Source organism: Stenotrophomonas sp. HMSC10F07 (assembly GCF_001807895.1).
Lineage (GTDB): Bacteria > Pseudomonadota > Gammaproteobacteria > Xanthomonadales > Xanthomonadaceae > Stenotrophomonas > Stenotrophomonas sepilia.
The window spans coordinates 1-4,073 of sequence record NZ_KV791373.1; the positions used below are offsets into that span (position 1 = coordinate 1).

4 protein-coding genes and 1 pseudogene are annotated in these 4,073 nt (G+C 66.4%); all 5 read left to right on the forward strand.

Features of this window, described 5'->3' with window-relative positions:
• Positions 1-245 (forward strand): annotated as a pseudogene (locus HMPREF3114_RS09265) (methyl-accepting chemotaxis protein); the annotation flags it as partial.
• A gap of 160 nt (positions 246-405) precedes the next feature.
• Positions 406-1,179 carry a flagellar brake protein gene (locus HMPREF3114_RS09270; RefSeq protein WP_005416413.1) on the forward strand — a complete coding sequence of 258 codons (774 nt, stop codon included), beginning with the start codon at positions 406-408 and terminating at the stop codon, positions 1,177-1,179.
• Positions 1,180-1,424: 245 nt separating this feature from the next.
• Entirely contained in the window at positions 1,425-1,916 is a 492-nt protein-coding gene (locus HMPREF3114_RS09275; protein WP_005416412.1) for a chemotaxis protein CheW, read from the forward strand.
• A gap of 136 nt (positions 1,917-2,052) precedes the next feature.
• Positions 2,053-2,436, forward strand: a complete 384-nt coding sequence (locus tag HMPREF3114_RS09280; RefSeq protein ID WP_005416411.1) for a hypothetical protein — start codon at positions 2,053-2,055, stop codon at positions 2,434-2,436.
• A gap of 101 nt (positions 2,437-2,537) precedes the next feature.
• Positions 2,538-4,073, forward strand: a 1,536-nt coding sequence (locus HMPREF3114_RS09285) for an MCP four helix bundle domain-containing protein (protein ID WP_070489648.1), incomplete at its 3' end; no start/stop codon positions are given.

Below are 4,073 nucleotides of genomic sequence, written 5' to 3' on the forward strand. Positions count from 1 at the left end.
TGGAGGAAGCCACCGCTGCCGCACGTGCGATGGAGGACCAGGCCGTGCAGCTGGGTGAAGCCGTGGCCCGCTTCCGGCTGGCATCACACGGCACGACGGCCATTCCGGCACGCCCGCTGGCGGCACCGGTACCGCGCCAGGTCGCCGCCGCCGCACCGGCGGCAAAAACGGTCCCGGCACGTGCGCTGCGCACCGCGACAGCCCAGCCGGCACTGGCTGCGGACGGCGACTGGCAGGAGTTCTGACAGAACCACGGGGTCAGATCCCTTTCCCGCAGGAAAGGGATCTGACCCCTTACGCGTAGAAAGTGATGCAAATCTCACTTCATAATCCGGTGCAGAGGCCGATATCCCCATCGAGCCTCGCACCAACGCGTGCTGGCGCCCGCCCCTGACCGTAGATTCCATGTCCGACGGCAACGACACTGCAGTGCATGATGTCCACGCGGCCGACGCCGCTGACGAGCGCTTCCTGGTCCGCAACCCGCGCCAGCTGCGGCAGCTGCTGCGCTCGCTGATCGACCAGCGATCACTGATCAACGCGCACATCGACGGCCGTGACCGTTCGTTCCCCACTGCGCTGCTCGACCTCGACGAGGACGAGGACTACCTGCTGCTCGATGGCAGCCCGCAGGAAGCCTCCAACCGCGCCGCCGAGCAGGCCGATCACCTGCTGTGCTTCGCCCAGCTCGAACGGGTGCTGGTGCGTTTCCGCCTGCACGAACTGCAGCGCGTGGACAACGACGGCCACGTGGCCTTCCGCGCTCCGCTTCCGGAAGAACTGGTGCACCTGCAGCGCCGCGAGCTGTATCGGCTGGAGACCCCGGTCACCGACTCACCGCAGCTGCTGCTGCCCCCCGGCGAAGCGCGCGCCGAAGCGTTGTCGATGCGCGTGGTGGACATCAGTGGCGGTGGCCTGGCCGTGGTGGTTCCCAATGACTGCGCGGTGTTCGGCCTGCAGAAGCGCTATCCGGCGCAGCTGTCCCTGCCCGATGGACCCGACCTGGACATCGCGCTGGTGGTCTGCAACCTGTTGCCGCAGCGCCAGCCCAACGGCATCGAGGTCAAGCGCGTGGGCATGCGCTTCGACAGCCTGCCGCGCGGCGCCGACAGCGCCATCCAGCGCTACATCTTCCGCATCGACCGCCAACGCAAGGCACGCCGCAACGGCGAGCTCTGAGGCCCGGCCAACGGGTAGTGCCGGCCGCTGGCCGGCAACTTGGCGACAATGCGGGTACGGCCATTTCCGGCCAGCGGCCGGCACTACCGATCTCCTGTAGATCCACGCCATGCGTAGATGCCCCCACCCTCCCAGGTAGATCCACGCCATGCGTGGATGCCCCTTCCCCGGGCACCTAAAGTCCCCCCCAGCGGGGCCGATATCGAGCCTGACACCGGGACTTCCGGCAGAACCAGGACCCCTCGATGAACGACAAGACCAGCTCCGCCGCCAGCACCGGTGGCGAATTCCTCAGCTTCACCCTTGGTGACGAGCACTACGGCGTGGACATCCTCAAGGTGCAGGAAATCCGTGGCTACGACGCGGTTACCCGCGTGCCGGATGCCCCGGACTACATCAAGGGTGTGATCAACCTGCGTGGCACCATCGTCCCGGTGATCGACCTGCGCCTGAAGCTGCGCCTGGACAACGCCCGCTACGACGCCTTCACCGTGATGATCGTGCTGAACGTCGAAGACCGCGTGGTCGGCATCGTCGTCGACAGCGTCTCCGACGTGATCCCGCTGTCGGCCGAGCAGATCCGACCGACCCCGGAATTCGGTGCCGCCGTCGATACCCGCTTCATCTCCGGCATCGGTACCCACGACGATCGCATGCTGATCCTGCTGGACATCGAGACCCTGCTCGACAGCGCCGACATGGGCCAGGCCAGCCTCACCGAAGACGTCGCCGCCTGAGTAAACGGAACTGCTTCACGTTCCGGTCACAAAACCCTTCAGTTCCCCCCGGCGATGCCGATAGGGGGACAGAAGCCGGCCGCGCAGGAGCGCGCAGGGCCGGCCCGACCGTTACCATCCCCGGAGATACCCCTCGATGAAGTCCCTGCTTGCGTTCGTTTCGGCCGCTGTCCTGGCCACCACCGCCGCCTCCGCTTTCGCCCAGTCGGCTGACATGATCCCGCCGGAACTGGCCCCGCGTTCGGTCGGCAAGGACGGCATGGTCTGTGGCAAGGTTGAAAAGGCCCGCTACGCAGAAGGTTCCGAAGGCCAGCCGACCTTCCTGTACATGGGCGGCGCCTTCCCGCGCCACACCTTCTCGGCCCGCATCGCCGGCGAGAACCGCGGCAAGTTCTCCTTCCCGCTGGAAACCCTGGAAGGCAAGACCGTCTGCGTGATCGGCAAGATCCAGCGCGACGCCTCGCGCGCGGAAATCGAAGTCAGCTCGCCGGCTGGGCTGAAGCTGGCCAACATCAAGTAATCCGCTGTCCGTCGAACCACGCCGGACCTGGTGCCGGCGTGGTTTCTGCTGCAACCGGGCCCGATGCCCGGGCGCGTCTGCCTTAGGAGCTCGCAACGCCCATGCCGTGGATCAACAACCTGAAACTGATGCCGAAGCTGCTGCTGACCTTCGGCGTCCTCCTGCTGGTGATGCTGCTGCAGGGCATCGTCGCCTATCGCGGCCTGCATTCGCTGAACAACGTCACCACCGAGCTGGCCGGTTCACGCATGGAGAGCATCCGCCTCGCCGGCGAGATGCGCGGCATGCTGGGCGAATACCGCAATGCCGCCTACCAGCAGTTGATCCGCGCCAGCGACGACGTCAAGTCCGATGCGCGCAAGCAGGCCGTCGACCTGCGCACCAGCATGGACAAGTCGATCAAGGACTATCCGAAGCTGGTCGACAACGCACAACAGAAGAAGCTGTTCGACACCTTCGCCAAGGAATGGAAGGATGCGCTGGCGTCCTATGACAGCGTCACCGAGATGCTGGAACTTGACCTGCCGGACGATGCCATCGATACCTTCGTCGGCGAAACCCGTACCAAGCACCGCAAGGCTGCATCGGCGCTGGAAGCGCTGATCGCCGAAGACAACCGCCTCGCCCGCGCCTCGCGCGAAGAGGCCGCCTCCACCTATTCCGCCTCGGCCGTGCTGACCGTGATCGCCCTGCTGGGTGGCGCCGCACTCGGCCTGGTGCTGGTGTGGCTGTTCGCCCGCGCACTGGTCGGCAGCGTGCGTGGCGCCGTCTCGGTCGCCAACGACGTCGCCGGTGGCAAGCTCGATGGTCATATCGACGTCAGCCGCCAGGACGAAGTGGGCGAACTGATGCAGGCCATGCAGCGCATGCAGCGCGACCTCCGCGAGCGCATCGAGACCGACCAGGCCGTGGCCCGCGAGAATCTGCGCATCCGTACCGCGCTGGACTACAGCTCGACCGGCGTGTACTTGACCGACACCAGCAACACCATCGTCTACAGCAACCGCGCCCTGCAGCAGACCCTGAGCCAGTACCAGGACGAAGTTCGCCGCGACCTGCCGGACTTCGATGCCCAGGCCTCGCTGATCGGCAAGCCGGTCACCGTGCTTGAACACCGCGGCGAGATGGACCAGACCCTGCTGGGTAACCTGAAGGCACACGGCGTCGCCCGTCGCCCGATGCAGTATGGCGATGCCCAGTTCGCCCAGGTGGTCTCGACCATCCGCAATGAAGGCGGCGACACCGTCGGCTACGTGGTGGAATGGCGCGACCGTACCCAGGAAGCGCAGGTCGAAGCCGAAGTGGCCCGCGTGATCGCCCAGGCTGCCGCCGGCGACCTGTCCGGCCGCATCGACGCCACCGACAAGGAAGGCTTCTTCCTGCAGCTGGCCCAGCAGATCAACGGCCTGCTGGATGCCAACGCTGGCAGCATCGAACAGATCTCCGGCCTGCTTGCGGCACTGTCGCAGGGCGACCTGACCGTGCGCATGCACGGCGACTACCAGGGCGTGTTCGCCCGCATGCGTGACGATGCCAACGCCACCGCCGCGCAGCTGAGCGAGATCGTCACCCGCATCAAGCAGTCCAGCCGCGCGATCAGTTCGGCCGCCGGCGAGATCGCCTCGGGCAACAGCGAC